The sequence below is a fragment of the Catenulispora sp. GP43 genome, from assembly GCF_041260665.1.
Taxonomy (GTDB): domain Bacteria; phylum Actinomycetota; class Actinomycetes; order Streptomycetales; family Catenulisporaceae; genus Catenulispora.
Map to the genome: position 1 here is coordinate 1 of NZ_JBGCCT010000065.1, position 1,285 is coordinate 1,285.

Sequence of the window (1,285 nt, forward strand, 5' to 3'; positions counted from 1 at the left end):
GTTCACAGGTGGTGCATGGTTGTCGTCAGCTCGTGTCGTGAGATGTTGGGTTAAGTCCCGCAACGAGCGCAACCCTCGTTCCATGTTGCCAGCGCGTTATGGCGGGGACTCATGGGAGACTGCCGGGGTCAACTCGGAGGAAGGTGGGGATGACGTCAAATCATCATGCCCCTTATGTCCAGGGCTGCACACATGCTACAATGGCCGGTACAGAGGGCTGCGATACCGCAAGGTGGAGCGAATCCCAAAAAGCCGGTCTCAGTTCGGATCGGGGTCTGCAACTCGACCCCGTGAAGTCGGAGTCGCTAGTAATCGCAGATCAGCAACGCTGCGGTGAATACGTTCCCGGGCCTTGTACACACCGCCCGTCACGTCACGAAAGTCGGTAACACCCGAAGCCGGTGGCCTAACCCCTTGTGGGAGGGAGCCGTCGAAGGTGGGACCGGCGATTGGGACGAAGTCGTAACAAGGTAGCCGTACCGGAAGGTGCGGCTGGATCACCTCCTTTCTAAGGAGCCTCTCACCGCGGAGCACGCACCACAGGGTGTGTGGTTCGGGTGCAGAGTCGTCCGGTTGGTTCCAGCGATCGTCTGGACGCCGGCGCTCAAGGGTGGAACATCGAAGACTTAATCGGCTCGCCTCTCACGAGGTGAGCCTGTTCTGGTTCGGCACACTGTTGGGTCCTGAAGGAACAGCCGTTTGGTTGTCTTCTTCAGTACCGGATCTCCTCCGGGTGTCCATACCGCGTCGCGCTGCGACGGCTGGTGGCTCCGTGAGTGGGGGAGATGAGCCGGTGGGTGTTTGAGATCTGAACAGTGGATGCGAGCATCTTTGTGGCCAAGTTTTTAAGGGCGCACGGTGGATGCCTTGGCACCAGGAGCCGATGAAGGACGTGGTAGACCGCGAAAGGCCTCGGGGAGCTGTCAAACGAGCTGTGATCCGAGGGTGTCCGAATGGGGAAACCCGGCCGCATGTGAGTGCGGTCACCCACGCCTGAATATATAGGGCGTGTGGAGGGAACGACGGGAAGTGAAACATCTCAGTACCGTCAGGAAGAGAAAACAACAGTGATTCCGGGAGTAGTGGCGAGCGAAACCGGATGAGGCTAAACCGTTTGCGTGTGATACCCGGCAGGGGTTGCGCAGGCGGGGTCGTGGGACGTTCCAGTCAGGTCTGCCGGCCTGGCACGGAGTAAGAAACCAATGTCGTAGTCGAAGGCGATGCGAAAGCGCCGGCATAGTGGGTAAAACCCCCGTAGACGAAACGATGTTGGCTCCGGGAATGT

General features: G+C 59.3%; 2 rRNA genes. Both read left to right on the forward strand.

The features are described from left to right. A 16S ribosomal RNA gene (locus tag ABH926_RS51470) occupies positions 1-508 on the forward strand; the annotation flags it as partial. A gap of 327 nt (positions 509-835) precedes the next feature. After that, a 23S ribosomal RNA gene (locus ABH926_RS51475) occupies positions 836-1,285 on the forward strand; the annotation flags it as partial.